Origin of the sequence: Streptomyces sp. bgisy159, from assembly GCF_965341775.1 — a bacterium.
Taxonomy (GTDB): Bacteria; Actinomycetota; Actinomycetes; order Streptomycetales; family Streptomycetaceae; genus Streptomyces.
In genome coordinates, this window is record NZ_CBDQZH010000016.1 from 99,398 (window position 1) to 124,103 (window position 24,706).

Genomic DNA, 24,706 nt, shown 5'->3' on the forward strand with positions numbered 1-24,706 from the left:
CACGGGGGAGGCGGTAACGGGCCGCCGGAAATTTCGGTCGCGGCGGGCGGAACTGCCGAGTCATCATGACGTCGTGATTCACGGACGCGATGGCTGGGCAGGTGTTGCCGCACCGCGCGGGCCGTGATGCGGTCCGCATGGGCCACTGACGAGAGGCAGAGGAAGATGGCTTACAGCAAGCAGGAAACGGCGGGCGCCCCGACGTGTTGTCACGCGGCCAGGTAGTGCACGTCCCCGGTTGCGTCGACGCTTGATGTGAGGCTGTTTCCCATGTTCGATCCGTTCATAGCGCCCAGCGGTACGCTGCTCGGCCTGCTGCAGCGGGGCCGCGGCGACGGCACACTGCACGCGCTCACCGCCCCGCGAGCCGAAGCGCTCGCGGCCCTCAACCACTGTGTGCTGCGCGACCCCCGCCACGACTGGCAGCTGGAGAACCGCTCCCTCTACTACGCCCGGCTCTTCCTCGACCTGGACGGCGAGCTGGACGAGATCGAGGCGCACCTCTTCGACGTCGAGGACGCCTTCGACACCGAGGAGTCCCGCACCGGCCTCGCCCTCGCGGTCCTCGGCCACCTCGCCTCCTACGGCCGGCGGGACGCCCTGGAACTGCTGCGCCGGTACGCCGCCTCCGGGTCCAACTGGGCCTGGGCCCTCGACGAACTCGCCCTGCGCGACGACGACGCCGGCCTGCGCGCCCTGGCCGCACCCGTGCTGGCCCGGTTCGCCACCGACCCCGAGGGCGAGGCGGAGCTGGCAGCCGTCGTCCGCGACGCCTTCGAGCCACGGCCCTGGCGGTTGTGGGCCGAGGACCCGCGCGAGTACATCGCCGCACGGGTTCGTGCCGCGCACGAGACCGGCTGCTTCGACCGCTGGCAACGGCAGATGCGACCCTCCGGGCCCCGGCCCGGGTGGAGCGTGCGCGCCGTGTTCGAGTGGGCCCAGCAGGGCGTCGAGCGCGGTGCCGCGCTGCACGTCCCGGCCGCGCGGTGTCTCGTCGCCGTCGCCGGTCCGGAGGACCGCCCGGAGATCGTCCGGGCGGCCAGGGACGGTGCCGAGGGCGCCCGGTGCACCGCTCTGCGCTACCTCGCCGACAGCAACGACCCGGACGCCCTGGACCTGATCGAACAGGCCGTGGCAACCGGCTCTGCGCTCGTGGTGGACGCCGCCGTCGACGCCTTCGAGCGCATGCGCGGCATCGCGGCCGTCGACCGCGCCCGCGGCTGGGCCCACCGGCCCGACGCCCTCGGGGCCGCCGCCGGCCGCCTCCTCGCCTGCCGCGGTGGGGTCCAGGACAGCGACCTGGTCCTCGCCGCCCTGCGCGAGGCGGTGCGCGGCGAGAGCTGCGACGCGCCCACACTGTGGACCCTCGTCGACGGCGCCGGACGCCTCGGCATCGGCTGCGCCGCCCCCGTGCTGCGTCACATCTACCGCGAGACCGCCTCCTCCCATCTGCGCGGCCGCTGCGCCCGCGCGCTCGCCGCCACCGACCCGTCCTTCGCCACCGGCTTCGCCGTCGAGTGCCTCTGGGACTGTGAGGAAGCCACCCGCGAGATCGCCGCCCGGCACGCCGAGACCGGCGACGCCCGCGTGGTGGAACGGCTGCGCCGGCTCGCCGCCGACCCGGCCGAGGAGGCCGAGGTCCAGACCGCCGTCCGCAGCCGCATCGGACCGGATCCGACCGCCATGTGAGCGTCCGGACCATCGTGGGGCCACCGGGTGAACGGGGGACGGCCCACCGGCCAGCGGCGTGTGCACACCATCTGACCTGCCCGGGTACGCGGTACAACCGGAACAACGCTCACGGGGCGTTCGGCCTCCGGACAGATCCACTTTGACGCGGGCACGTCCAGCCCGGCGACAACACCCCTATGCGTGTCGTCATCGTGACCGAATCCTTTCCCCCCGATGTGAACGGCGTGGCCCACTGCGCGTTCCAGACCGCCCGGCACCTCGCAGAACGCGGTCACTCCCCGCTGGTCGTCGCACCGGCCACGGGCGCCGCAACCGGGCCCGGCACCGAGACCGAGCCGCCGTGCCCCGTCGTCCGCGTCCCCTCCCTCCCGCTCCCCGGCTATCCCCAGGTCCGGGTCGCCCTGCCCAGCCGGCGCGTCGCCGCGGCCATCGCCGAGCACCGGGCCGACCTCGTCCACCTGGCCGGCCCCTTCGTCCTCGGCGTGCGCGGCATGGCGGCCGCCACCCGGCTCGGCCTCCCCGCCGTCGCCGTCTACCAGACCGACCTCGCCGGCTACGCCCGCACCTACATGGGCGCCGGCGAGGCCGCCGCCTGGCGGCGCATCCGGTCCGTGCACACCGCCGCCGACCTCACCCTCGCGCCCTCCAGTGCCGCCCTGCACGACCTCCGGGCGCACGGCGTGCCCCGCGTGAGGCTGTGGCCCCGCGGAGTGGACACCGCCCGCTTCCACCCCGACCGCCGCGATACGGACCTGCGCCGCACCCTCGCCCCCAACGGTGAGGTCGTCGTCGGATACATCGGCCGGCTAGCCCCCGAGAAGCAGGTGGAGCTGCTGTCCGGCGCCTGCGCGCTCGGCGGCGTGAAGGTCGTCGTCGTGGGCGACGGTCCGAGCCGGCCGCAGCTGTCCGGCGCGCTGCCCGGCGCCGCCTTCCTGGGCCGTCGCACCGGCGACGACCTCGCCCGGATCTTCGCCTCCCTGGACGTCTTCGTGCACACGGGGCCCTTCGAGACGTTCTGCCAGACCGTGCAGGAGGCCATGGCCAGCGGGGTGCCCGTCGTCGCCCCCGCCGCCGGCGGCCCCCTGGACCTGGTCGACCACGGTCGCACCGGGCTCCTGGTCCCGCCGCGCGACCCGGCCGCCGTCCGTGACGCGGTGCGGGCCCTGGCCGCCGACCCCGCCCGCCGCACCGCCTACGGCAGCGCCGCCCGCGCCGCGGTCGAGGGCCGCACCTGGGCCGCCGTCGGCGACCGCCTCATCGGCCACTACGCCGACGTCCTCGCCGCCCGCACCCCGGCGGTGGCCGCATGAGGACCCACGGGCTGCGGATCGTGCGCCTGGCCAACTTCGTCGCCCCGGCCTCCGGCGGCCTGCGCACCGCCCTGCGCGAACTCGGCCGGGGCTACCGGGCCGCCGGCCACGACCCGGTACTGATCGTCCCCGGCGACCGGCACACCGACCGCGACATGGGACAGGGCCGCGTCATCACCCTGCCCGGGCCGCTGCTGCCCGGCACCGGCGGCTACCGGGTCCTGATGGACCGGCACCGCGTCGCCCGCCTGTTGACCGAACTGGCGCCCGACCGGCTGGAGGTCTCCGACCGCACGACCCTGCGCTGGACCGGGAGATGGGCGCGGCGCGCCCGGGTTCCCGCCGTGATGGTCTCCCACGAGACCGCCGACGGCGTGCTGCGCACCTGGGGCGTGCCGGAGACCGCGGCCCGGCGCGCCGCCGACGCGCTCAACGCCCGTACCGCCCACGCGTACGCGCGCGTGGTCTGCACCACCGAGTTCGCCGCCCGCGAGTTCGTGCGCATCGGTGCCCGCAACCTGGTGCGCGCGCCGCTCGGCGTCGACCTGGCCGAGCGGCACCCCGCCCTGCGCGATCCCGGCCTGCGTGCCCGGTACGCCCGTCCGGAACAGGTTCTGCTGCTGACCTGCACCCGGCTGTCGGTGGAGAAGCGCCCCGGCACCGCGCTGGACACCCTGGAGGTGCTGCGGGTCCGGGGCGTCCCGGCGGTGCTGGTCGTCGCCGGGGACGGACCGCTGCGCCCGCGCCTGGAGCAGCGCGCCCGCGAGCGGGGGCTGCCGGTCGCCTTCCTGGGACACGTCCGCGACCGGGCCGCGCTGGGCGCGCTGCAGGCGACCGCCGACGTGTGCCTGGCGCCCGGGCCCGCCGAGACCTTCGGACTCGCCGCGCTGGAGGCGATGGCCTGCGGCACGCCCGTCGTGGTGAGCGCCTCCTCCGCGCTGCCCGAGGTGATCGGGTCGGCGGGGGCCACCGCGGCCGACCGCGGAGCGTCCTTCGCGGACGGGGTTGCGGCACTCCTGGCCCAGCCGGAGGCCGCCCGGCGTGCGGCCGCACGCGCGCGTGCGGAGCGGTTCGGGTGGACGGCGGCCGTCGAGGCGTTCCTGACGGCGCACGACGCGGCCGCCTTCCCGAGCCCTGCGCCCACCGGGGTGAGCTGACGCGGCGGTCGGCGGCCACCGCGAGGTCGTGGCCCGTCGCGAAGGTCCCCGCCCCCGCGCGGCGTGGGCGTGCCGCGCGGTTCCCGGCCGTTCACCGGCGGCCCCTGGCTGTGAAGCGGAGCGGGGTGCCCGGTGCCGCCTGGGCCGCCGCCGCCAGGTCGGCGGAGTGGACCACCGCGACCACCGGGTAGCCGCCCGTGGTCGGGTGGTCGGCCAGGAAGACGACCGGATGGCCGTCCGGGGGCACCTGGACGGCGCCGAGCACCGTGCCCTCGCTGGCGAGTTCGCCGGTCCGGGCCCGCGTCAGGGCCGGACCCTCGGTCCGCAGGCCGATGCGGTTGCTCGTCGGGGAGACGCGGTAGGCGCGCGTGAGGAAGGTGCGGACGGACTCGGGGGTGAACCAGTCGTCGCGCGGACCCGGTGTGACGCGCAGGACGAGTTCTGTGGGGGGTGCCGGCTGCGGGGCGACGTCCACGCGCGCGTGGGGTGCGCGGGCGTCCCCCACCGGCAGGACCGCGCCGACTGCGAGAGGCGCGGGGCCCAGTCCCGACAGCAGGTCCGTGGAGCGGCTGCCGAGGACCGGCTCGACGGCGACGCCGCCGCCGACGGCCACATAGGTCCGGACCCCGGCGACGGCACGGCCGATGTCCAGCACCGCCCCGGCAGGCACCCGCAGGGGCGCGCCCCACGCGGCGGGCCGGCCGTCCACCGTGACCGGGCAGGGCGCGCCGCCCACCGCCACGCTCACGGTGGAGCGGGGCCGCAGGGCGCACCCGTCCAGGGTGGTCTCCAGGACGGCCGCGTCCGGGGAGTTCCCGACCAGCCGGTTGACGAGCGCGGCGGCCGGCGCGTCCAGCGCCCCGGAGCGCGGCACACCCAGATGCGCGTGACCGAACCGGCCCCGGTCCTGAACGGTGGTCAGAGAACCCGCGCGGACGACGGCGAGCGCACGGTCGTTCATGCGGAGCCCTTCGCGGAGTCGGGCACGAACCGCACACGGGTGCCCGGCGCCAGCAGCGCGGCGGGCACGCGCGCGTGGTCCCACAGCACCGCGTCCGTGGTGCCGATGAGCAGCCAGCCGCCCGGGGAGGAACGGGGGTACACCCCGGTGTACGGCCCGGCGAGGGCCACCGACCCCGCGGGCACACAGGTGCGCGGGGTGGCCCGGCGCGGCACGTCGTAGCGCTGCGGCAGGCCGGTCAGGTAGCCGAAGCCGGGCGCGAAGCCGCAGAAGGCCACGCGGAACTCGGCCCCCGCGTGCAGCCGGGCCACCTCGTGCTCGCCGACACCCCAGTGCGCGGCGACCTCGGCCAGGTCCGGGCCGTCGTAACGCACCGGGATCTCCATGACATCCGGAGCGGGGGCCGCGGTGGGCGGCACCTCGGCGGTGGTCAGCTCGTCCGCGACCGCGGCCGGGTCCGGCACGCCGTCCAGCAGCACCGTACGGGCCCCCGGGACGATCTCACGGGCCGTCAACAGGCCGGCCGCCCGGCGGCGCAGCAGCTCGGCGTGCAGGGCCTGGGCCTCCGGACCGGAGGCCACCTCGACGAGCAGCGCGTCGTCACCGACCGGCAGGACCCGGCGGCTCATGCGAACGCCTCCACTCGCACACCGGACTCCGCCAGCCGCCGCCGCACCCGCCGGGCCAGGTCCACGGCGCCGGGGGTGTCGCCGTGCAGGCACAGGGAACGTGCGCGCACCTCGACGGGCGCCCCCGTGTGCGAGACGACCGTACGGTCGCGGGCCAGGCGCACCGACCGCTCCACCACCGTGTCCGGGTCCTCCACCACGGCGCCGTCCCTGCCGCGGGGCACCAGAGTGCCCTCGGCGGTGTAGGCCCGGTCCGCGAAGGCCTCCGGGACGGCGGGCAGCCCCGCCTTTTCGGCCAGGTCCAGCAGCCGGGAGCCGGGCAGCCCGAGCACCGGCAGGCTCGCGTCGGCGAGCAGCACCCCGTGGACGACGGCGCCGGCCTGCTCCTCGTCGTGCACCACGCGGTTGTAGAGGGCGCCGTGCGGCTTGACGTAGGCCACGCGCGCGCCCGCCGCCCGGGCGAACACCTCCAGGGCGCCGATCTGGTACGCCACCTCGGCGGTCAGTTCGGCGGGAGGCACGTCCATGGCGCGCCGCCCGAACCCCGCGAGGTCCCGGTAGGAGACCTGAGCGCCGATCGTCACTCCCCGACCGGCCGCCAGCTCGCACACCCGCCGCATGGTGGCCGCGTCCCCGGCGTGGAAGCCGCAGGCCACGTTGGCGCTGGTGACGACGGACAGCAACTCCTCGTCGTCGGTCAGCCGCCAGCGGCCGAAGCCCTCGCCGAGGTCGGCGTTCAGATCGATCGCGGTCATGGACCCTTCCGGTGTCTCGTATCGGTTCTCTTGTCGGTTCGGTCCTGGGGTGGCAGGTCGCGGCCCCGGCCGTGGCGCCCGTCAGACCGTCCCCGAAGCGGGCCGGGGCGGTTCCCGGCCCACGCGCGCGTGGGCGGCTCGGCGAGGAGGAGAGAGGACGGGGAGGTCGTCGGTACGGTTCACACCAGCTCCTTGCCCCGCGTCTCGGGCAGCCCGAGCAGCGCCAGGGCGGCGACGCCGTAGCCGATCGCGCCGAAGACCAGGGCGCCGCCCACGCCCCAGCTGTCGGCCACGAAGCCGACCGTGGTGGGGAAGACGGCCCCGACGGCGCGCCCGGTGTTGTACGTGAAGCCCTGGCCGGTGCCGCGCACGGCCGTCGGGTACAGCTCGCTCAGGAAGGACCCGAAGCCGCTGAAGATCGCCGACATGCAGAAGCCGAGCGGGAAGCCGAGCACGAGCAGCGCCGTGTCCGCGCCGCTGGGGATGTTCCCGTAGGCCACGACGCACAGCGCCGAGGCGACGGCGAAGAGCCAGATGTTGCGGCGGCGCCCGAGACGGTCGGTGAGGTGGCCGCCGGTCAGATAGCCGAGGAAGGCGCCCGAGATGAGGAAGGCGAGATAGCCCCCGGTGCCCACCACCGAGAGCTGGCGCTCGTTCTTCAGATACGTCGGGATCCAGGTCGCCAGCGTGTAGTAGCCGCCCTGCACACCCGTGGAGAGCAGACCGGCGAAGACGGTGGTGCGCAGCAGCGGTCCTCGGAAGATCGCGGTGAACGACCCCCCGCCCTCGTTGCGGTCGTTGCGCTCCCGCGCCGCGACCGCCTGTGGGGCGTCCTGCACCCGGCGCCGGACCCACACCACCAGCAGCGCGGGCAGCGCGCCGGTCCAGAACATCACACGCCAGGCCATGTCGTCGCCGAACAACGAGAAGACAGCCGTGTACGCGACGACCGCGAGCCCCCAGCCGACGGCCCAGGCACTCTGCACCGCGCCCAGCGTGCGCCCCCGGTGCCGGGCGCTCGAGTACTCGGCGACCAGGATCGCCCCCACCGCCCACTCGCCGCCGAACCCCAGGCCCTGCAAGGCCCGGAAGACCAGCAGCGTCTCGTAGTCGGGCGCGAAGCCGCAGGCGACGGTGAAGACCGCGTAGGTGACCACGGTGATCATCAGTGCCCGGACCCGGCCGATCCGGTCCGCCAGCATGCCCGCGAGGGCGCCGCCGACCGCCGAGACGACCAGGGTGACCGTGGTGAACAGGCCGGTCCGACCGCTGTCCAGCCCGAAGTACGCAGCCAGCGCGACCATGCTCAGCGGCAGCGTGAAGTAGTCGTAGGAGTCCAGTGCGTAGCCGCCGAACGCGCCGCCGAAGGCGCGTCGGCCACGCGGTCCGAGGGCGCGCAGCCAGGCGAACGGGCCGTCGTCGAGCGTCGGGCGGGAAGCTGCCGGGGCCGGTGACAGGAGTCGGCGTGGAGGGGTCGTGCTCATGGAGGCACCTCGCTGAGGGGTGACGGAGGGTGCGATGACTGAGCCGTGCCGTGCGAAAGCCGCGGCACCGCGCTGGGGTTCCGGGGCGGTGCCGTGCCGAGAAAGGTAGAGGATCGTTGAACGATCCTTCAATACCCCCGTTGTCTCGCCCCGTTGTCTGCGCTTGAATTCCGGGCATGGCAGAGCAGCTGGCGGGACTGGCCGACGACCGCGCCCTCCTGGGCCGCACCAGCACGGCCGAACGGGTCGCGGACATCCTCAGGAGCCGCGTCGCCGAGGGCTTCTTCCCGCCCGGCACCCGGCTCTCGGAGGACAGCATCGGGGGAGCGCTCGGCGTCTCCCGCAACACCCTGCGCGAGGCGTTCCGGCTGCTCACCCACGAGCGGCTGCTCGTCCACGAGCTGAACCGCGGGGTGTTCGTGCGGGTGCTGACCATCGACGACGTCGAGGACCTCTACCGCACCCGCGCACTGGTCGAGTGCGCCGTCGTACGGGGGCTCGGGAACCCGCCCTACGAGCTCGCCGCGCTCGCCGCGGCCGTCGCCGAAGGGCGGCGCGCGGTCGCCGAAGGTGACTGGAAATCGCTGGGTACCGCCAACATCCACTTCCACCGCGAACTCGTCGCCCTCGCCGGCAGCGAACGCACCGACGAGCTCATGCGCAGCGTCTTCGCCGAGCTGCGGCTCGCGTTCCACATCGTGGACGACCCCCGTCGGCTGCACGAGCCCTACCTCACCCGCAACCAGCAGATCCTCGGGGCCCTCCAGGCCGGTGACCGCGCCGAAGCGGAGAAGCTGCTGGCCGGGTACCTGGCCGACTCGCTGGACCGCGTGGTCGAGGTGTACCGGCGCAGGGTCGCCGACGGTGCCCCGTAGAGAACGGGCCGCACGGCCACCCACCGGGCGGTGCGCACGGACCGCGCGGGCACCGCCGACGCCTTCCCACCGCACCGTTTTGGGTTGATGTCAGACCGAGGACCTAGTCTGTGCACCGTGACTTCGCCTGCACCGACGGACCGTGTTCCGCCCCAGCTCAGCGCGGGGCCGCGCCCCGCTGTGGGCCCGGCCGCCGACGAGGGCCTGGCGCGGCGGCTGCGCGCGCTCGCGTGCACCGCGCCGATCCACGACCTCGACGCGCGCAAGGCCAATCTCGCCGGTGAGTACTCGGTGTACGGCATGGCGGAGATCGCCCTGGCGGCGATCGACCTCGTCACCCTCAACATGGACTTCGACACCGGCGCCGACCACGACCAGATCGTCGCCCGGCTGATCCCCCGCATCGCCGCCCAGGCCCCGCGGCGCTCCGCCGCCGAGCACGAGCGCGTGGCGCGCTGGGTCCTGGAGAACCTGATCAACGTCGGCAGCGTCGACCGCGGCTTCCGCGCCGTGTACGGCACCTTCGCGCCGGACGGCAGCTATGTGCGCCGCGACTACGACTTCAAGCTGATCGAGGAGGTCCCCGGCTACGGCGGCGCCGTCTACCTCCGCACCACCGACGAGGCCGTCAACGTGCTGGTCGGCGCCCTCGACACCGATGTCACCAGCGCCCAGATCGCCGCCGAGGTCAAGCTGGAGGTGCTCATCCGGCGCGGGCGCCTCGCCGACGCGCAGCTCGCCGCCGAGCAGGCGCGCTACCGGACCGTGCAGTACTCCGAGACCCTGCGCCGCGCCCTGGAGGCCACCCGGCGCAACGTCCGCGCGGTCGACTGGCTCAACACCGTCCCCGACATGATCGCCGAGGCGCTCGACCACGTCGCCGACCGCTACCGCCACGAGAACGCGATCCTCACCAACATCCGCAAGGCCCGCGACGAGTCCGAGGACCCCGAGCACAAGCGGCGCGCCGCCGAGCTCGTCGACATCGTCAAGGACTGCATCCGCCGCCACACCCAGCTGCAGTCCCGCCTGCTGGAGGCCGGCCCGCTCTTCCGCGCCGAGCAGGACCGGCAGGCGTTCGCCACCCCGATGACCTCCGCGGGGCTGGACCTCTACGGGCACCTCGTCGCCCCCGTGCTGCCGCTGACTCTCGAACGGGCCGTCCGGGTCACCGACGCCTTCTTCGCGCGCGGGACCGGGCTGCGCACGCCGGTGTCCGTGCGGGTCGGCGACCTCGTCGACCTACTGCTGACCCCGCCGCAGGAGCGCGAGCACCTGGGCGCCGAGATGCCCGAGCCGGACCTCATCGCCACCCCCGCCGACAGCCGGTTCAGCGACGGGCAACTGGCCGCCGCCATGGAACTGCTCGACCTGCCCGCCGACGCACCGCGCCGGCTCTCCGGGCTCCTCGCCGAGGCCCGCGACCGCGATGCGGACCTGCCCTACCTGGTCGCGCTGCTCGCCGTCCACGCCGCCAGCCCCCCGGTCGGCACGGCCTACCGGCAGGGCGAGGAGAAGCTGCTGTTCGCCGTGGACGACGGGACGGAGCTGGACGACCCCGAGTTCGGCGGCGCCGACCTGATCGTCGGCACCGCCCTGCTGGACGCCGCGGGGATGGCGGCGGACCGGACCGAGGCAGCATGACCGAGCGACACCGAGGCAAGGAGCCGACACCGTGACCGAGCACGTCGAATGGAGTGAGCCGGAGGCCGCCGCCACGCCGGTGAGCAGCGCCGTCACCCCGGCCGACGCCGCGGACGCGGCCAGGCTCGTCGCCTTCGGGCTGCAGCCCAGACTGCAGCCCGCGCGCGACCAGGAGTACTCCGACCTGCTGCGCCGCTACCGTGAGGACCCGCCGTTCGCCCGGCTCGCCGACGCGGTGGCCGCCGGGCTCGGACTCGTCGTGCTGGAGGTCTCCCCGCGCGCGGGCATGGCCGTCACCGCCGCCGAGGACTCGGTCTTCGCCGTCCGCATGGGTGACTACGCGCGTCGTACCTCCGCCGACGGCGGCGACCGGTTCCTGCACGGGCTCGCCCATCTCGCCGTGGCCGCCCTGGCGTTCCCCCGCCCCGAGGACCTCGCCGACGACGGCTACATCGGCCGGGTCAGCGTCAACGGCGTGGACGCCTTCGTCCGCCAGGCCTGCCGCCGCCTGGAGGAGCGCGCCGAGGAACAGGGCGAGAACACCGACCCGGCGACCGGCGCGCCCGGCCTGGAGACCGCCTGGCGCGTCTGGGCCAGACGCAGCGCCACCGGCGCCACCAAGGACGCCCGCCGCCTCGCCGGCTCCACCACCGGCATCGTCGGCAAGGCCGTCGCCTTCCTCACCGACTCCGGCTTCCTCCAGCGCACCGGCGACGACAACGGCGGCACCTACCGCACCACCGCCCGCTACCAGCTCCAGGTCCGCGACATGGCGGGCGGCGCCGCCATGGCCGAGCTGCTGGAGCTGGGCGTCGTCCCGGTCACGGACGGCACACCGACCCTGCTGCCCGCCGAGGACACCGACGACCTGGAGCTGGCGGCCGACGCCGGGCTGCCGTTCCACTCCTGACCGCCGGGTCCGGCCACCGGGTCCGCTCCGTCCGCCGCCGCTCCCGAACCACCGCACCCTTCCGAAGACTTACGAGAGTCCGCCATGTACGAGCTGTCCCGGGTCCGCCTCTACTCCATCGGACCCGCCGGTGCACGCTACGCCGACACCGTGCTTGACCTGCGCGGCGTCGGCGCCGTCGTGCGCGACCCCGCCCCCACCCAGGCGGAGTTCTTCGAGGACGAGCCGGTCGGCCCGCCGCGCCGGCCCGCCCCCGCCGGCGTGCTCTTCCTGGAGAACGGCGGCGGCAAGTCGGTCCTGCTGAAGCTGATCTTCTCCGTCATGCTGCCCGGCCACCGCAACACCCTCGGCGGCGCCAGCTCCGGTGTGCTGCGCAAGTTCCTGCTCGCCGACGACTGCGGGCACGTCGCCCTGGAGTGGCAGCACGTGCAGACCGGCGAGTGCGTCGTCGTCGGCAAGGTCAGCGAGTGGCGCGGCCGTCAGGTGTCCAACGACCCGCGGAAGTTCGCCGAGGCCTGGTACTCCTTCCGCCCCGGCCCCGGTCTCACCCTGGACAACCTGCCCGTCGCCGAGTCCACTGCCGTCCGGCCGCCCGTCGAGGGAGCCTCCGGGGCCCAGGGCCGCCGCCGCACCATGAAGGGCTTCCGGGACGCCCTCACCGACGCCGGCAAGGCGTACCCGCACCTGGAGGTGCACTGGGAGGAGACCCACGAGCGCTGGACCGAGCACCTCGGCGAACTCGGCCTCGACCCCGAACTCTTCCGCTACCAGCGGGAGATGAACGCCGACGAGGGCGAGGCGGCCGGCCTCTTCGCGGTCAAGAAGGACTCCGACTTCACCGACCTGCTGCTCCGCGCGGTCACCGACACCCGTGACACCGACGGCCTCGCCGACCTCGTCAGCGGCTTCGGCAACAAGCTCGGGCGGCGCGCCGAACTCATCGCCGAACGGGACTTCACCGCCGGATCGGTGGACCTGCTGGGGCGGATCGTCGAGGCCGCCGACGCCCGCGCACGCGCGCGTGACGTCCACGCCGGGGCCGAGCGCCGCACCCGCACCCTGGCCCGCCGCCTCTCCGCACGCGCCGTGCGGGAACGGGCCCGTGCCGGCGACCTCGCCCAGCGCGTCACCGCCGCCGCGTACGCCGTCACCCACTCCGAGGGCGGCCGCGAGCGCAGCGCCCTGATCGCCGCCGAACTCGCCTTCCGGCACGCCTCGCTGGCGCTCGCCGCCGCCGAGAAGGCGGCCGCCGCGCAGAAGCGCGAACTCGCCGACGCGCGCACCCTGCACGCCGCCTGGCAGGCCGCCGAGGCCGTGCTGCGCCACCGCGCCGCCGCCGACCGGGTCGCACGCGTGGCCGCCGCGATCCAGGAGGCCGAACGGGACGCGGCCCCGGCCCTCGCGGCCCGCGCCAAGGCCGCCACCGACCTGGTGCGCGTCCTGCAGTCGGCCGCCGAGAGCGCCGAACACCTCGCCAACGAGGAGGAGGAGCGCTCCGCCGCCCTGCAGGAGGCCGGCGAGACCGCCCACCGGGACGCCACCGCCGCCGCCACCGAGGCGCAGCGGGCCCGCAGCGAGATCGGGCATCTGCGCCAGCGGCTCGCCGAGGTCGAGCAGGAGACCGCGGAGGCGGTCCGCGCGGGCTGGCTCGACGACAGCGCCCCCGACGCCGACCCCGCCCGGGCCGCCCTCGCCGCCAGCGACGCCGAGAAGACCGCGGTCGCCGCCTGGGACACCGCACGCGAGGCGTCCCGCCGGGCCGGCGAGCACGCCCGCGAGGCGGCCTCCGCCGAGTCCCGCGCCGAACTGACCGCCGCCCGCGCCGCCGACGCGGCCACCGCCGCCCGCCGGGCCCACGAGGGCGAACGCCGCACCGCCGAGGCGCTCGCGGCCGAGGAGCGCCTGGCGGAACTCCTCAGCCTCCCGGGCACCTCGGACGCGGAGCGGTCGAGTGTGCCCGCACCCCGGCCGGCGTCCGAAGCACAGGCCACCGACGGACAGGCACCCGTCGGAGCGGCCACCGACAGCCGGAGCGGCGATGCCGGCCCGAGCGGCGCCCGTGGGCGGACCGGGGGCCCGGTCCCCACCGCCCCCGTCGGCGCCCTCACCCCCGAGGACCTGGACCGCTGCGCCGCTGAACTGCGCGAACTCCTCGACGAGGCCGTCTCCGGCGCCGAACGCCAGCTGTTCGAGCTGCGCACCGCCGCCGCCGACGACGCCCGCATCCTCGGCGCCCTCGGCGACGGCGGCCTGCTGCCGCCGGGCCCCGACGTCCTGGCCACCGTCGAGTTCCTCGGCGAGCACGGCATCCCCGCCCTGCCCGGCTGGCGCTACCTCGCCCAGGCCGTCGACCCCGCCGACCACGCCCGGGTGCTCGCCGCCCGGCCGGAACTGGTCGACGGCGTGATCATCACCGACCCGGACTCGCACGCACGCGCGCGTGCCGCGCTCGGTGACGCCGCCCTCCTGCCGCGCTCGGCCGTCGCGGTCGGCACGGCCGCCGCCCTGCTCGCCCCCACCCCGGCGCCGCTGTCCGACGACGGCGACGCCGAGGTGTTCCTCGTCCCGCCGAACCCCGCCATGCACGACGAGCACGCCGCCGACGAGGAGCGGCAGGCGCTGCGCGCCAGGGCCACGGCACGCGACGAGGAGATCCGCCGGCTCGCCGCGCGCCTCGGCAAGGACCGCGAGCTGGCCGCCCGGCTCGCCTCCTGGCGCACCGGCTGCCCCACCGGCCGGCTGGCCGAGCTGGCCCAGGCCGCCGAGGAGGCCGGGGCCTTCGCCGAGGAGGCCGAGGCCGAACTGGCCGAGGCACGGACCGTGCGCGCGGAGGCCGAGGAGGCCGCCGCCGAGGCCGCCCAGGTCCGCGACGAGCGCCAGGAGGCCGCGCAGAAGGCCCGGCGTGCCGCCGACGCCCTCGCGGGACTCGCCTTCCGGTTGCGCGAACGCGCCGGCTGGCAGGCCCGGCTCCGGGAACTCGCCGACGAGGCAGCAGAGTCGGAGGCCCGCGCCCAGGCGTACCTGGAGCGGGCCCGCTCCGCCGACGAGGACCGCCGCGCCGCCCAGCGTGCCGCCGACGACGCCCGCCGCACCGCGCGTGCGCTGCGCGCCGAGCGCACCGAGATCGCCGGCGCCCCCGACGACGTACCGGTGAGCGATGACGCGCCGGAGGCGTCCCTGCCCGCGCTGCGCGAGGCCTACCGCGCTGCCTCCCAGGTGTACGAGAAGGTCGGCGTCGGCGCCGACCTGCGCGCCGAGCAGGCCCGCGCGGAGAGCGACGAGAGCGCGGCCCGTGCCGAACTGGACCGGCTCAGCAACAAGGTCCGCACGCGCGCCGAGCAGCTGCTCCAGTCGCCCGACGGATCGGACGGACCGTCCCGGCAGGCCGCCGCCGCGCGCGCGGAGGAGCTGGTGCAGCTCCTGGAGACCCGGATGTCCACCGCGAGCGAGCAGCTCGGACGGCTGCGCGGCGAAGCCGAACGGCACGCGCCCGAGGACGGCGAGGCGCACACCGAGCTGCCCGAGGAGCTGCAGCCGCGCGACGCCGAGCACGCCCAGGCGCTGCTGCGCACCGCCACCGCCGAACTGTCCTCCCGCACCGAAGCGTTGGCCCAGGCCCGGGAGGCGCATGCCGAGCTGCTGGACGCCCACCGGGCCGCCGAGGACGCGGCCGGCGGCTTCGACGAGGTCGCGGCGATGCTCCGCGACCTGCTGCGCGAGCACACGCCCGAGGACGGCCAGGAGGAGCCGGAGCCCTACCCGGGCACTCTGGAGGAGGCCCGCAGGGCCGCCGCCGAGACCCGCCGCTCGCTGCGCGGCTGCGCCGCCGACCTGTCCGCCGCCGAAGCCGCCGTACGGGAGGCGAGTGACGTTCTCGTCCGGCACGCCAACTCCACGCGCTACGAGCAGGTCCGCACACCCGCGCGCCAGCAGATCCGCGAGCTGCCCGCCTCCGCGCTGCCCGAGCACGCCCAGAAGTGGGCCGACGCCTTCGCACCGCGCCTGCGGGTCCTCACCGACGAGCTGGCGCAGCTGGAGCGCAACCGCGACTCGATCGTCGACCGGCTGCGCGGACTGGTGGAGTCGGCGCTGGCCACCCTGCGTTCCGCACAGCGGCTGTCCCGGCTGCCCGAGGGACTGGGGGAGTGGTCCGGGCAGGAGTTCCTGCGCATCCGCTTCGAGGAGCCCGACCAGGCCACCCTCACCGAACGGCTCGGCGAGGTCATCGACGAGGCGACCCGCGCGGCCGTGAAGAAGAACTCCGACCTGCGCCGCGACGGCATGTCCCTGCTGCTGCGCGGGGTCGCGGCCGCGCTGCAGCCCAAGGGCGTCGCCGTGGAGATCCTCAAGCCGGACGCGGTGCTGCGCGCCGAGCGGGTGCCCGTGGGCCAGATGGGCGATGTGTTCTCCGGCGGCCAGCTGCTCACCGCGGCCATCGCCCTGTACTGCACGATGGCCGCGCTGCGCTCCAACGACCGGGGCCGCGACAAGCACCGCCACGCCGGCACGCTGTTCCTCGACAACCCGATCGGCAGGGCCAACGCCACGTACCTGCTGGAACTGCAGCGGGCCGTGTCCGACGCGCTGGGCGTCCAGCTGCTGTACACCACCGGCCTGTTCGACACCACCGCCCTGGCGGAGTTCCCGCTGGTCATCCGGTTGCGCAACGACGCCGACCTCAGGGCGGGCCTGAAGTACATCAGCGTGGAGGAACACCTCCGGCCGGGGCTGCCGCAGCAGGCCCCGGCCGGAGAAGCCGTGCACAGCGAGATCACGGCGACGCGGATGTACAAGAGACCCGCGCCGCGGGAGGCGTGAGCCCGCCGCGCCTCAGCGACGCGTCAGTCGAACCAGCCCTGCGGGGCGGGGCTGGTGTTGCGCCAGATGTGCTTGGTCTCGCGGTACTCCGCGAGACCGGCCGGTCCCAGCTCCCGCCCGGTGCCGGACTGCTTGACGCCGCCCCACTCCGCCTGCGGGACGTACGGGTGGTAGTCGTTGATCCACACCGTGCCGAGCCGCAGCCGGGCCGCGACGCGGTGCGCCTTCGCCTCGTCACCGGTGAACACCGCGCCCGCCAGACCGTAGATGGTGTCGTTGGCGAGCCGTACGGCCTCGTCCTCGCCGGTGAACCGCTCCACCGTCAGCACCGGTCCGAAGGACTCCTCCTGGACGACCGACATGCCGCTGGAGCACTCGTCCAGGACGGTCGGCAGGTAGTAGAAGCCCTGCTCGTAGGCGTCACCGCTCGGGCGGGCGCCGCCGCACCGCAGCACCGCGCCCTCCGCGACACCCCGGGCGACGTACGCCTCGACCTTGTCGCGGTGCGCGGCGGAGATCAGCGGCCCGGTCTGCGCCCGCTCGTCGAACGGCCCGCCGAGACGGATCTGTTCGGCGCGGCGCACCACCTCGTCGACGAACCGGTCGTGCAGCGAATCCTCGACCAGCAGCCGCGCACCGGCCGAGCAGACCTGACCGGAGTGCAGGAACACCGCGGTCAGCGCCATGTCGACGGCGGTGTCGAAGTCGGCGTCGGCGAACACCACGTTGGGGTTCTTGCCGCCGAGTTCCAGCGCGACCTTCTTCACCGTCCCGGCCGCGGCGGCCATCAGGTGACGGCCGGTCTGCAGCCCGCCGGTGAAGGACACCAGGTCGACGTCCGGATGGTCGCCGAGCGGTGCGCCCACCTCCGGGCCCGCGCCCAGCACGAGGTTGGCCACGCCCGCAGGCAGCCCGGCCTCCTCCAGCAGCCGCATCAGATGCAGCGCGGTGTGCGGGGTCAGCTCGCTCGGCTTCAGTACGAACGTGTTGCCCGCGCCCAGCGCGGGCGCCACCTTCCAGGCCGTCTGCAGCAGCGGGTAGTTCCACGGCGTGATCAGCCCGCAGACCCCGACCGGCTCGTGCACCACCCGGCTGTCCGCGTTCGCCACCCCGGTGTCGATCACCCGGCCGGCCTCGGTGGCCACCAGCCGCCCGAAGTAGCGGAAGCAGGCGATGACGTCGTGGACGTCGTACTCGCTCTCCACCAGGCGCTTGCCGGTGTCCAGGGACTCGGCTCGGGCCAGCGCCGCCCGGTCCCGGGCCATCAGGTCGGCGACCCGCAGCAGCAGGTCGCCGCGCTCGGCGGCGGAGGCGTGCGGCCAGGGGCCGTGGTCGAAGGCGTGCCGGGCGGCGGCGATCGCCTCGACGGTGTCCTTGCCGCCGGCCTCGTCGACGACGGCGACCAGGCTGCCGTCGGCCGGACAGCGGATCTCCCGGGTCCGCCCGTCGCGCGGGGCGGTCCAGGAGCCGCCGATGAACAGGTCCGGCATGTGCCGTTCCTTCCTGTGGTGCGTGAGTGGTGCTGCTGGGGCCGGCGGCTCAGGCCAGCCAGGACTTGACGACGTCGGGGTTGGCCTCGACCCACTTCTTGGCCGCCGCGTCCGCGGACATCTTGTCCTGCGCGATCATCTTGGCGACCTCGTTCTGCTGGTCGGCCGTCCACTTGAACTTCTTGAGGAACTCGGCGGCCTTCCCGCCGTCCTTGGCGAAGTCCGCGTTGAGGTACTTCTGCAGCGGGGTCTGCGGGTAGGCGCAGGCGACCTTCTTCGGGTCGGCGTCGCAACCCTCCTTGTACGCGGGCAGCTTGACCTCGACCAGGTCCACCTCGGCGTTCAGCCACTGCGGGGTCCACCAGTAGGTGAGGAACGGCTTCTTGGCCTGGTAGTCCTGCTTGATCTGGGTGATCTGCGCGGCCTCGGAACCGGCGTAGACCGTCTTCAGGTCCAGGCCCAGGTTCTTGATGATGGCGTCGTCGTTGGTGACGTAGTCCGGCGAGCCCTCCAGGAGTTGGCCCTTGCCGCCGCTCTCCGACGTCTTGAGCTGGGAGGCGTACTTGTTGAGGTTCTTGTAGTCCGTCACGTCCGGGTGGGCGTCCGCCCAGTACTTGGGGACGAACCAGCCGATGTGCCCGGTGACGCCGAGGTCGCCCGCGGAGACCACGGACTTCTGCTTCTCGACGTACTGCTTCTCCTGCTCGGGGTGGCCCCAGTCCTCCAGGATGGCGTCGATGGTGCCCTTGCCCAGCGCGTCCCAGGCGATGACCTCGCCCATCTGCTTGGTCTTGACGGTGTAGCCGAGCTCCGACTCCAGGACGTACTTGGCGACGGCCGTGTTGGCCTCGGCGCCCACCCAGGACGGGACGGTGAGGGTGAGGGTGTCGGTGCTGCCGGCGCTGGTGGACTTGCCGGTGTCGGCGGCCCCGCAGCCGGCCACGGCGGTCAGCGTCAGACCGGCGACGACGGCGAGCGAGGTGCGCAGGACACGGCGGTTTCTGATGGAGGTGGGACGCATGGGGTATTTCCTAACTTTCCGAGTAAAACAAGGGGACGAACGGGGGACGGGGGTTCAGCGGTCGGTGGTGTCCCGGGACGCGGCCGGCTGCGTGACGCGGTCCAGGACCAGGCCGAGGCAGACGATCGCGGCACCCGCGACCAGGCCGACACCCAGGTCGCCGCGGGACAGGCCGTACACCACGTCGTAGCCGAGCGCGCCGCCGCCGACGAGTCCGCCGACGATGACGACGGCGAGGACCAGCACCACGCCCTGGTTGACGGCCAGCAGCAGCGCGGGCCGGGCCAGCGGCAGCTGCACCTGGCGCAGCTGCTGCGCGCCGGTCGCGCCGAGCGAGCGGGCCGCCTCCAGCGCGGCCTGGTCGGTCTGCTTCACGCCCTGCGTGGTGATGCGGACCACGGCGGGCAGGGCGTAGGCGACGGCCGCGGTGATGGCGGCCGCGCGGCCCACCCCGAACAGGGCGACGACCGGGATGAGGTAGACGAACTGCGGCATGGTCTGCAGGACGTCGAGGACGGGCCGCAGCGCCCGCTCCAGCCAGCCGGCCCGGGCCGCCAGCACACCGATGGTGACACCCAGCAGCAGCGTCAGCGCAAGGGCGGCCAGTACCTGCGACAGCGTGTCCAGGGTCTCGGGCCACACGCCCAGCACCCCGGTGACGGCGAGTGCGGCCGTCGCGCCCAGCGCGGCCCGCCAGGTGCCGACCAGCAGGGCGAAGGCGGCGACGAGCAGCAGCAGCGACCACCAGGGAGCACCCTGCAACGCGCCGCGCAAGGGGTTGAGGATCCAGGAGGTGAGGTTCGACGCCCACACCTTGGTGCCGCCCAGCACGGGCACACCGGAGTGCAGGTTGTGGACCGTCCACTCCTGGAATGAGTTGACGGAGCCGGTGATGTCCAGCGTCCAGCCCTCGGGCCAGCGCGCCGCACCCGTGGCCTTGCCCGCGGCGAACGCGACGACCGTGCCCACGGCGGCCAGCGCCCAGGCCGGCCCGCCGCGCAGCAGCCGCGGTCCGGCCGTGACCGGCGCGCCGATCCGCTCGCCCGCGGCCTCCGTCGTGCGGTCCAGCCACACGGCGATCAGCACGATCGGGATGCCCGCGGCGAGCGCCGCGCCCACGTCGACCGTCGCCAGCGCCGAGTACACCTCGTCGCCGAGACCGCCGGCGCCGATCACCGAGGCGATGACGACCATGGACAGCGCCATCATGATGGTCTGGTTCAGGCCGAGCAGCAGCTCCTTGCGCGCCAGCGGCAGCCGGGCCTTCAGCAACTGCTGCCGGGAGTCGGCGCCCAGGGAGAGCGACGCCTCCAGTACGTACGGGTCCGCGCCGCGCAGTCCGAGCGAGGTGAGCCGGGCCATCGGCGGGGCCGCGTAGATGACGGTGGCCAGCAGCGCGGCGGGCGATCCGGTGCCGAAGACCAGCACGAACGGCAGCAGGTAGGCGAACGCCGGCAGCACCTGCATGGTGTCCAGCACGGGCCGCAGCGCCCGGTCCACCCGGGGGAACAGGCCCGCCGCCAGGCCCAGCAGGAAGCCGACCACCGCGGAGACGGCGACCGCGACGATCATCAGGGCCAGCGTCATCATCGCCGGATCCCACATGCCGAGCAGCCCGCAGCCGGCGAAGGCGCCGAGCGCGATGGCGGCCACCTTCACCCCGGCCCGGCCGGCGCCCGCGGCGCACCACGCCAGCAGTACGGCCGCCGCGGTGACACCGGGCCAGCCGAGGGCGTCCAGCGCGGAGTACACGCCGTCGACGGCCTCGACGGTGGTGTTGCTGATGTGCAGCAGGAAGTACAGGAAGACCGGGCTGGTGTCCCGGTTGTCGACGATCCACTGGCTGAGGTCGTCCAGCGGTCCGGACACGTCGATGCCGAAGGCGCCCGGCCACGAGCCGCTGCCCCACAGCACGGCCGCGAACGGCACCAGGACGACGGCGACGACCGCCAGGCCCAGCAGCCGCCGCCCGACCGGGGGCAGCACCGCGAGCCGGCGCCGCAGCAGCGATCGGGTGGCGACGCTCCGGGCGCCGTCGGACGAGGCCTCGCCGCGTGCGGAGGCCTGCTTCTCCGGTACGAGGGTGCTCATCGTCATCTCACCCCCGCCGGCTCGGGATCCAGTCCTGCGACGACGGACAGCAGGTTGGCGTGGTCGACGACACCGAGACAGCGGTCGTCCTCCACCACACACGCGGCGCTGCCGCTGCGGGCCACGGTCTCGATCGCCGACGCTACGACCGTGTCGGGAGCGAGCGCGCCGGGGTGTTCGTTGCCGCCGCAGTCTCCCGGACGCATCGCGGTGCGCACCGTGATGACCTGCTCGCGGGGCACGTCGCGCACGAAGTCGCGCACATAGTCGTCGGCGGGGGAGGCGACGATCTCCTCCGGCGTGCCGCACTGGACGATCTCACCGTCGCGCATCAGGGCGATGCGGTCACCGAGCCGCAGCGCCTCCTGCAGGTCGTGCGTGATGAAGACCATCGTGCGGCCCTCCTCGCGGTGCAGCCGGATCACCTCCTCCTGCATGTCGCGCCGGATCAGCGGGTCGAGCGCGCTGAACGGCTCGTCGAACAGCAGGACTTCGGGGTCCACGGCGAGCGCACGGGCCAGTCCGACGCGCTGCTGCTGACCGCCGGAGAGCTGGGCGGGACGCCGGTGTTCCATCCCCTCCAGACCGACCTTGGCGACGACCTTCATGGCCAGCGCGCGCCGCTCCAGCTTGCCCAGGCCCTGGATCTCCAGGCCGTACGCCACGTTGTCGAGAACCGTGCGGTGCGGCAGCAGGCCGAAGTGCTGGAAGACCATGGCGGCCCGGTGCCGGCGCAGTTCACGCAGCCGGTTCCTGTCCATCGCCAGCACGTCCTCGCCGTCGATCTCCAGTGCGCCGGAGGTCGGCTCGATCAGCCGGGTCAGACAGCGCACCAGGGTCGACTTGCCGGAGCCGGACAGGCCCATGACGACGAAGACCTCGCCCTTGCGTACGTCGAAGGAGACGTCGCGCACGGCGACGGTGCAGCCGGTGCGGCGGCGCAGCTCGTCGGGGGGCAGGTCGGCCAGCTCGCTGCCGGGCACACGCTCGGCCTTGGGGCCGAAGACCTTCCAGAGGTTGCGTACGGAGAAGACGGGCGGCGCCTCGGCGGTCGCGGGCGCCTGCCGCGGGGCGGTTTCCTTGGACAGTGGACTGGACATCAGGCATCGACTCCCGGGTGCGTCGGCCGAGTGAGCAGGTCGGCGCACTTCTCGCCGACCATGAGGACGCCGATCATCGGATTGACGGCGGGGATGGTGGGGAACACGGAGGCGTCCGCGACCCGGACGCCGCGCAGGCCTCGCACACGCAGCTCGGGGTCGACGACGGCCAGCGGATCGTCGGCGGCGCCGATCCGGCAGGTGCCCGCCGGGTGGTACACGGTGTGCGCCACCTTGCGGGCGTACTCGCTCAGCTCCTCGTCGCTCGTCACGTCGGGACCGGGGCACACCTCGCGCTTGAGCCAGCCGGCCAGCGGCTGCGTCTTCGCGATCTCGCGGGCGATGCGGATGCCGTCGACGAGGGTGCGGCCGTCGTAGTCGTCCTCGTCAGTGAAGTAGCGGAAGTCGAGCGCCGGCTTCGCGGACGGGTCGGCGCTGGTCAGGTAGAGCCGGCCCCGGCTGCGGGGCTTGGGGATGTTCGGCGTCATCGACACCCCGTGCGCGGGCTTCTGGTAGCCGAGCCGCTCGGGGTTGTCGGTGAACGGGATCTGGTAGAAGTGGAACATCAGGTCGGGGCCCTCGGAGGCGGGGTCCCGGCGCACGAACAGGCCGGCGTCGGAGTCCATCGCGGAGTTCTCCGGGATCGGGCCGTGCGTCTCCCACACGATGACCGACTCGGGGTGGTCGAGCAGGTTCTCGCCCACACCGGGCAGATCCTGTACGACGGGTATGCCGAGTTCGGCCAGGTCCTCCTTGGGGCCGATGCCCGAGAGCAGCAGCAACCGCGGGGTGTCCACGGCACCCGCGCAGACGATCACCTCGCGCGCGGCCATGACGGTGCGCTCGCTGCCGTCCGCCGTGCGCACCCGCACGCCGCTCACCCGGTCGCCGTCCGTCTCCAGGCGGAACGCCCAGGTCTCCAGCATCAGGTGGAGGTTGGGGCGGTCCAGGAACGGGTGCAGGTACGCCACCGACGCCGAGGACCGCTTGTTGTTCTCGGGGTGGTAGGCCAGGTCGAAGAAGCCGACGCCCTCGTGGAACGGCTGCTTGTTGAAGCCCTCGACGCGCGGCACACCGGTCGCCTCACGGGCCGCCTCGACGAAGTCGCGGGCGATGGCGTTCCGGTCCTTCTCGTCCACCGCGACGATGTTGTTCAGCAGCCGGTCGTAGTACGGCTCCATCGTGGCGGCGTCCCAGCCGTCGGCGCCGGCCTCGACCCACTCCGCCCAGTCGGACGGCAGCGGCTTGAAGCTGATCAGCGTGTTGTGGGACGAGCAGCCGCCGAGGACGCGGGCGCGGCTGTGCCGGATGTGGGAGTTGCCGCGCGGCTGCTCGGTCGTCGGGTAGTCGTAATCGAGGTCGCCGCCGAGCAGGCCCAGCCAGCGGCGCAGCGTCAGCACGTCGGGGCGGTCCACGTCGGAGGGTCCGCCTTCGATGACCGCGACGCTGACCTGCTCGTCCTCGGTGAGCCGTGACGCGATCACCGATCCGGCGGTACCGCCGCCGATGACGACGTAGTCGTAAGTGTCCTGCTCGGGCATGGGGTTGCTGCTCCTTGTCGTGCGGGCCGGAGTTCTTTTCCGGCTCCCCATGTCCAGTCAGGTTGTTGACCGGACAAGGGACGGGGCACCTGCCCCGGTCTTGTGCGGTCATTCGGGTTTCAGTACTGAATGTGGCGCGCATCACGCCAAACATCGCGGATATAGCCTGAAGTGTCCGATTAGTCGGGCATGTGCGTGCTGACTTTCGGCCCGTCTCCGACGCTTCCTGCGCGATCGGTTGCGTAATAAGCAACAGCATCCTGGGGGCTCCGTCAACCGGCGGGGCCCGTGGACGGGCGTGACCGCCCCGTCCGGCGCGGCTGCGGAAGGAGCGGGCAAGCCGCGGGAGGCGGGGGACCCGCTCAGCGACCCGCCGGGCCTCTGGCGGACCCCTCAGAACCCGAAACCCATCCGCTGCGACAACTCGGCGGCCGCCGCCACCGTCCGCTCGGCCAGCTCCGGCAGCCGGTCCGCGCTGAGCCGGTAGACCGGGCCCGAGACGCTGAGCGCGGCGATCACCTTGCCGTCGTGCGCGCGGACCGGTGCGGCGACCGCCGCCAGCCCCAGCTCCAGCTCCTCCACGGTGGCGCCGTACCCCTGCTCGACCACCGCCTCCAACTCGGCGCGCAGCATGGACGCGGCGGTGACGGTGCGGTCGGTGAACCGGGGCAGCGGGCGCGCCAGCAGGCCCTCGCGCAGGGTGGGTGTCATGTGTGCGAGCAGCACCTTGCCGCTGGACGTCGCATGCAGCGGGGTGCGTCGGCCGAGCCAGTTCTGAGCGGTGACCGACGCCGTGCCGCGGGCCTGCATGATGTTCACCGCCGCGTCGTCGTCCACCACCGCGATGTTGACCGTCTCACCCAGTTCGTCGGCGAGTTCGCGGCAGACCGGGACGCCCTCCTGGGAGATCTCCAGCCGCACCGCCGCCGCCCCCGCCAGGCGCAGCACCCCGGCCCCCAGGTAGTACTTCCCGCGGTCCTTGGCCTGCGCGACCAGGCCGCGGTTCTCCAGGACGCCCAGCAGCCGGAACGCGGTCGACTTGTGCACGTCCAGCTCGTCGGCTATCTCGGTGACCCCGGCCTCGCCGTGCCGCGCGAGGATCTCCAGCACGCTGACCGCCCGGTCGACGGACTGCACGGAACCGGCCGCGCTCCGGCCGTTCTGCCTCTGCTGGAAGTCGTCCACGGTCACCCCGCCCTGGTTCTGTTGCGCACAGCGCTCACTGATG

General features: G+C 74.1%; 17 protein-coding genes. 7 read left to right on the plus strand and 10 right to left on the minus strand.

Translation table 11 applies throughout. From position 1 onward, the window contains the following. Nucleotides 1-270: 270 nt before the first annotated feature. From ACSLTV_RS17985 to ACSLTV_RS17995, 3 genes are all read left to right on the plus strand, one after another. Entirely contained in the window at nucleotides 271-1,689 is a 1,419-nt protein-coding gene (locus ACSLTV_RS17985) for a HEAT repeat domain-containing protein (protein WP_432137583.1), read from the plus strand. Nucleotides 1,690-1,868: 179 nt separating this feature from the next. Then, a complete protein-coding gene (locus tag ACSLTV_RS17990) occupies nucleotides 1,869-3,002 on the plus strand; it encodes a glycosyltransferase family 4 protein (protein ID WP_432137584.1) in 1,134 nt (377 codons plus the stop codon). Continuing rightward, the gene (locus ACSLTV_RS17995) at nucleotides 2,999-4,159 is read left to right on the plus strand and encodes a glycosyltransferase (RefSeq protein WP_435612463.1); all 1,161 of its coding nucleotides are present in this window, start codon (nucleotides 2,999-3,001) and stop codon (nucleotides 4,157-4,159) included. Before ACSLTV_RS17990 ends, ACSLTV_RS17995 begins: the two co-directional genes overlap by 4 nt. A 91-nt stretch (nucleotides 4,160-4,250) precedes the next feature. Here ACSLTV_RS17995 and ACSLTV_RS18000 read toward each other — a convergent pair whose 3' ends face one another. The 4 genes from ACSLTV_RS18000 to ACSLTV_RS18015 form a co-directional block, all read right to left on the minus strand. Further along, complete coding sequence (locus tag ACSLTV_RS18000; RefSeq protein WP_432137586.1) at nucleotides 4,251-5,120, minus strand: biotin-dependent carboxyltransferase family protein; 870 nt, start codon at nucleotides 5,118-5,120, stop codon at nucleotides 4,251-4,253. Continuing rightward, nucleotides 5,117-5,749 (minus strand): 5-oxoprolinase subunit B family protein, encoded by a 633-nt coding sequence (locus tag ACSLTV_RS18005; RefSeq protein WP_432137587.1) that lies wholly within the window; start codon nucleotides 5,747-5,749, stop codon nucleotides 5,117-5,119. The genes ACSLTV_RS18000 and ACSLTV_RS18005 overlap by 4 nt, the downstream gene beginning before the upstream one ends. Beyond that, nucleotides 5,746-6,504 (minus strand): LamB/YcsF family protein, encoded by a 759-nt coding sequence (locus tag ACSLTV_RS18010; protein ID WP_432137588.1) that lies wholly within the window; start codon nucleotides 6,502-6,504, stop codon nucleotides 5,746-5,748. The genes ACSLTV_RS18005 and ACSLTV_RS18010 overlap by 4 nt, the downstream gene beginning before the upstream one ends. Nucleotides 6,505-6,683: 179 nt before the next feature. Further along, entirely contained in the window at nucleotides 6,684-7,988 is a 1,305-nt protein-coding gene (locus tag ACSLTV_RS18015; protein WP_432137589.1) for an MFS transporter, read from the minus strand. A gap of 176 nt (nucleotides 7,989-8,164) precedes the next feature. Here ACSLTV_RS18015 and ACSLTV_RS18020 point away from each other — a divergent pair, with 176 nt between their 5' ends. The 4 genes from ACSLTV_RS18020 (at nucleotide 8,165) to ACSLTV_RS18035 (ending at nucleotide 16,235) form a co-directional block, all read left to right on the plus strand. Beyond that, entirely contained in the window at nucleotides 8,165-8,863 is a 699-nt protein-coding gene (locus tag ACSLTV_RS18020) for a GntR family transcriptional regulator (protein ID WP_432137590.1), read from the plus strand. Nucleotides 8,864-8,980: 117 nt separating this feature from the next. Next, nucleotides 8,981-10,507 (plus strand): hypothetical protein, encoded by a 1,527-nt coding sequence (locus ACSLTV_RS18025; RefSeq protein WP_432137591.1) that lies wholly within the window; start codon nucleotides 8,981-8,983, stop codon nucleotides 10,505-10,507. A gap of 31 nt (nucleotides 10,508-10,538) precedes the next feature. Continuing rightward, nucleotides 10,539-11,417 (plus strand): hypothetical protein, encoded by an 879-nt coding sequence (locus ACSLTV_RS18030; protein WP_432157161.1) that lies wholly within the window; start codon nucleotides 10,539-10,541, stop codon nucleotides 11,415-11,417. Between the two features lie 84 nt (nucleotides 11,418-11,501). After that, entirely contained in the window at nucleotides 11,502-16,235 is a 4,734-nt protein-coding gene (locus ACSLTV_RS18035) for a hypothetical protein (protein ID WP_435612464.1), read from the plus strand. Nucleotides 16,236-16,258: 23 nt separating this feature from the next. Here the strand turns inward: ACSLTV_RS18035 and ACSLTV_RS18040 are convergent, their stop codons facing one another. The 6 genes from ACSLTV_RS18040 to ACSLTV_RS18065 all read right to left on the minus strand — a co-directional run bounded on the left by ACSLTV_RS18040 (nucleotide 16,259) and on the right by ACSLTV_RS18065 (nucleotide 24,615). Then, nucleotides 16,259-17,725 carry an aldehyde dehydrogenase family protein gene (locus ACSLTV_RS18040; RefSeq protein WP_432137594.1) on the minus strand — a complete coding sequence of 489 codons (1,467 nt, stop codon included), beginning with the start codon at nucleotides 17,723-17,725 and terminating at the stop codon, nucleotides 16,259-16,261. 49 nt (nucleotides 17,726-17,774) lie between these two features. After that, nucleotides 17,775-18,746, minus strand: a complete 972-nt coding sequence (locus ACSLTV_RS18045) for an ABC transporter substrate-binding protein (RefSeq protein WP_432137595.1) — start codon at nucleotides 18,744-18,746, stop codon at nucleotides 17,775-17,777. A 54-nt stretch (nucleotides 18,747-18,800) separates the two neighbouring features. After that, the gene (locus tag ACSLTV_RS18050) at nucleotides 18,801-20,837 is read right to left on the minus strand and encodes an ABC transporter permease subunit (protein ID WP_432137596.1); all 2,037 of its coding nucleotides are present in this window, start codon (nucleotides 20,835-20,837) and stop codon (nucleotides 18,801-18,803) included. 2 nt (nucleotides 20,838-20,839) lie between these two features. Next, nucleotides 20,840-21,937, minus strand: a complete 1,098-nt coding sequence (locus tag ACSLTV_RS18055) for a quaternary amine ABC transporter ATP-binding protein (protein ID WP_432137597.1) — start codon at nucleotides 21,935-21,937, stop codon at nucleotides 20,840-20,842. Next, complete coding sequence (locus ACSLTV_RS18060) at nucleotides 21,937-23,478, minus strand: GMC family oxidoreductase (protein ID WP_432137598.1); 1,542 nt, start codon at nucleotides 23,476-23,478, stop codon at nucleotides 21,937-21,939. The genes ACSLTV_RS18055 and ACSLTV_RS18060 overlap by 1 nt, the downstream gene beginning before the upstream one ends. A 393-nt stretch (nucleotides 23,479-23,871) precedes the next feature. Continuing rightward, on the minus strand, nucleotides 23,872-24,615 hold the full coding sequence (locus ACSLTV_RS18065; RefSeq protein WP_432137617.1) for an IclR family transcriptional regulator: 744 nt from the start codon (nucleotides 24,613-24,615) through the stop codon (nucleotides 23,872-23,874). Nucleotides 24,616-24,706: the final 91 nt, after the last annotated feature.